5 protein-coding genes are annotated in these 3,455 nt (G+C 66.4%); 2 read left to right on the top strand and 3 right to left on the bottom strand.

The genetic code is table 11. The features are described 5' to 3' along the window. From VGE27_RS11015 to VGE27_RS11025, 3 genes are all read right to left on the bottom strand, one after another. Positions 1 to 755: cation transporter (locus VGE27_RS11015; RefSeq protein WP_331049703.1), on the bottom strand; the 755-nt coding region annotated here is incomplete at its 3' end. An 11-nt stretch (positions 756 to 766) separates the two neighbouring features. Then, on the bottom strand, positions 767 to 976 hold the full coding sequence (locus tag VGE27_RS11020; protein ID WP_331049704.1) for a heavy-metal-associated domain-containing protein: 210 nt from the start codon (positions 974 to 976) through the stop codon (positions 767 to 769). 330 nt (positions 977 to 1,306) lie between these two features. After that, positions 1,307 to 2,227, bottom strand: coding sequence for a VOC family protein (locus VGE27_RS11025; RefSeq protein WP_331049705.1), 921 nt, complete (start codon positions 2,225 to 2,227; stop codon positions 1,307 to 1,309). A 119-nt stretch (positions 2,228 to 2,346) separates the two neighbouring features. Between VGE27_RS11025 and VGE27_RS11030 the strand changes: the two genes are divergently transcribed. Continuing rightward, positions 2,347 to 2,835 carry a TonB-dependent receptor plug domain-containing protein gene (locus VGE27_RS11030; RefSeq protein ID WP_331049706.1) on the top strand — a complete coding sequence of 163 codons (489 nt, stop codon included), beginning with the start codon at positions 2,347 to 2,349 and terminating at the stop codon, positions 2,833 to 2,835. A gap of 26 nt (positions 2,836 to 2,861) precedes the next feature. Next, positions 2,862 to 3,332, top strand: coding sequence for a hypothetical protein (locus VGE27_RS11035; RefSeq protein ID WP_331049707.1), 471 nt, complete (start codon positions 2,862 to 2,864; stop codon positions 3,330 to 3,332). Positions 3,333 to 3,455 lie beyond the last annotated feature (123 nt).

Genomic DNA, 3,455 nt, shown 5'->3' on the forward strand with positions numbered 1-3,455 from the left:
AACATGTTGCCGGTGAGAATCAGTGCGATGATGATGATCACCGCCTCGTAGTACACATCGGGCGCCACGCCGCGGGAGATGAAGAACTCCGGCGCAATTGTCGCTACCACCGAGTAGCCAAACGCGGCGAGGGTGCCCACGGACACCAGCGTGTTCATATCGGCGGCGCCATGTCGCGCCGCGGCCCAGGCGCGCGTATAGAAGTGCCGTCCTGCCCACAACATCACGACGAGCGTGGCAATCAGCAGGCCCGTCGTGAGCACCGACGCCGGCACCGCATACAGCCATGGCATCGCACCGCGCAGCAGCGGGTCGAGGGTGTTCATGCTCCAGCGCATGAACGGATCCATGACGACCACATCACCATGCGATCCGCCAGGTGCGTGCGTGCCGCCGGCGAGCAACGCCATGAGCGGCATGCTGACGATCATCGCAATGATGCCGATGATGCCACTCACCACCGCCTTGCGACGCAGCTCGTGGTACTCGTCATCCTGCGCCCGCTCACGCGCGGCCTGTTCTTCAAACGCTGTCTGGTCGACGTTGGCCAGCGACGCCCCGTATCCCGTGTCCTCAATGGTCGCGACCAGCGATTCCGGCGACACCGCCGCCGGATCGAACGTGATCGTCGCGCTCTTCATCATGAGGTTGACGTTCGCGTCGGACACACCGGGCTGCTTCTGCAGCGCCCGCTGCACACGCGACGAACACGCCGCGCACGTCATGCCAGTGACGGGAATACGAAGCGTTTCCATGACCGGCTCCGTCAGTGCGTGGCGGTCACCTGAAAGCCGGCGTCGGCCACGGCTTCCGCGAGTTGCTGCGAGGTGGCGCGGGACGGATCCACCGACACGGTGGCCTCACCCACGGCCACGGACTGCACGGTCACACCATCCACCTGCGCGAGGGCCTTGTCGACGGCCTTCACACAATGGCCACAGGACATGCCGCTGATTTCGAGCTTGAGGGTCTGCATAGGGCCTCCGATTCTTGAGAATACCCCCAGTGGGTATGCATTCGAATGTTAATATACCCCCTGGGGCTATGCAAGCGAGGGCAACGGGAACCGCGGGTGCTGGACCCACGGAAGCTGGGGAAACGGGAGCTGGACCTACGGAAGCTGAAACGACGGGAGCTGGAACCACGGGTTCCCACGGAGGCTGGAGACTCGCTCCACAGCACCCGCCCGAACCCGTAGTTCCAGCTCCCGTAGTTCCAGCTCCCGTTCCTCCAGCTTCCGTCCCGCCAGCTCCCGTCGTTTCAGCTTCCGTGGGTCCAGCCCCCGCAGTTCCGCTTCCCCCCGCAGTTACAAGCCGGTCACCCGCATCCCCGTCCCCCACGGATCCCGAAACACATCGCCAGCCGCCGCGAATCCCGCTCCCTCCATACTCGACGCGACCCGCGCCAGCTCGGTAGCCGGCACCACCACATTCCACGACAGCAGCCGAGCCTCGTCTTCCCGCGGCGACGGCGCGCCCTGCGCCCACGTGTTCGTGCCCAGATGGTGGTGGTATCCGCCTGCCCCCAGGAACAGCGCCCCCGGGTATCGCCACACGATCTTGTCGAAGCCCAGCGCCGCGTGGTAGAACGCCTCGCCACGCGCCAGGTCGCCCACATGCAGGTGCAGGTGCCCCATCACGGTGCCCGCCGGCATCCCCGTCCACGGCTCACCGCGCGCGGCAGCCACCACATCGGGGAAGTTGAACGGGTCGGTGGCCATCATCAGTTCGCGTCCCTGCCGCTGCCACGCGCTGCGCGGGCGGTCGGCGTACACCTCGATGCCAAGCCCGTCTGGGTCGTGCAGGTACAGCGCCTCACTCACCAGGTGATCGCTCGCCCCGGCCCGCGCGCCGATATCGGACAGGTGCTGTACGAAGCGTCCCAGTGACGGTCGATCGGGGAGCAGAATCGCGTAGTGATAGAGCCCGAGCCGCGACCCCGGTCGCACCGACTTGGTCCCCGGCCGCGCCTCGAGAATCACCAGCGGCTCTGACGCTCCCGCCGAACCCAGCGACACCACCCCGCCCTCGCGCGACAGCTCACTCAACCCCAGCACCTGGCTGTACCACGCCAGCGACCGGTCGAGGTTGGACACTTGCAGGTGCACCGGCCCAAGCCGGAGTGCCGCAGGCAAGCGATACGCCGGCGGTGCCTCGCCATACGTGCCGGCCACGGCCGGCTGCGGCGCCGCAGCGCCCCCGAACATCTCATGACTGGATACGCCCATGAAATAATATTCTATGTTTTAACAATGATTGTCAAGCCACCTAACCAGCACTGAGGCGCTGATTCGGTGCATATTTCAGGAACCGGTCCGGTTCAGAGCCTCAGACAGGAGAGCGACCCATGTCGATTCGCCGTCCGCTCGTGGCACTCGCGGCATTGGCCTTCACGGCCGCATGCGCGCAGCACCCTGCGCCCTCCCCAGAGTCTGCACCACAATCGGACAATGCGCAGCCCGACCGCGGCCGCCCGGCCGACGCCACCTCGTCCGGCCATGACGCACGCAGCACCACGCTCGACGCCCGCGATATCCGCGACCAGGCGGTCTCCCGCGTGGAAGAACTTTTCGTGGGCCGCTTCCCGGGCGTGCAGGTCTTTCAGACCCCCAGCGGTCTCGAAGTGCGCATCCGCGGCTCCTCCTCCCTGCTCGGCAACGGCGAACCACTGTACGTGGTCGATGACATGGTCCTCACGCCCGGCACTGGTGGCCTCGTCGCCATCAACCCACGCGATGTGGCTCGCATCGAGGTATTGAAAGACGCCGTGTCGCTGGCCGAGTTCGGTGTGCGCGGAGCCAATGGTGTCGTGCGCATCACCACCAAGCGCCGCTGATTGCGCACGCTGTTAGCTTGCGTCCCATGCAATCCGGCTTGCTGCACCTCGCGCTGCGATTTCGGCGGTTCCTTGGCATGGCGCTCGGCGTCCATGTCCTGGTCACCGCCTTGATCACCGCGTTGGCTGCCTGCAACCCGGTTCTCGACGCCACGAGCAGCGCCCAAAGCCCAAGGCTCACCGCCCAAAGCTCACCGACCAAGGCGCACAGCGACTCGCACGGCACATCACACACCGCCGCCTCGCCAACGAGCGATTACGGCAGCCACGCGAGCCACGACGTGCCGTCCTCCAACGACGGCACCACGTCGCATCACCACGGCTCCACGACGGTCGCCTGCCCCATGTCGATGGCCTGCGCGGTGAGCGCCATGGCCAGCGAGGTCCCGTCGCTCGATACCCGCGCCACGCTCGTCGCGTCCGCGCTGGTGCTCGAGAACGACAGCCTCCCCCGTTCCTCCCGGCTCGCGCCAGAGCCACCCCCTCCGCGCGCCTGATACACGGCGGATGCGCAGCCCATCGCGCATCCGATGACGCTCATCCCATGACGCTCGGCGTGCCCGGACTCTTCCGACGACACGCTTCGTGTATCCCGCATCCCAGGACAACCATGTTCGCGC

Source organism: Gemmatimonas sp., from assembly GCF_036405635.1.
In the GTDB taxonomy this organism is placed as follows: domain Bacteria; phylum Gemmatimonadota; class Gemmatimonadetes; order Gemmatimonadales; family Gemmatimonadaceae; genus Gemmatimonas.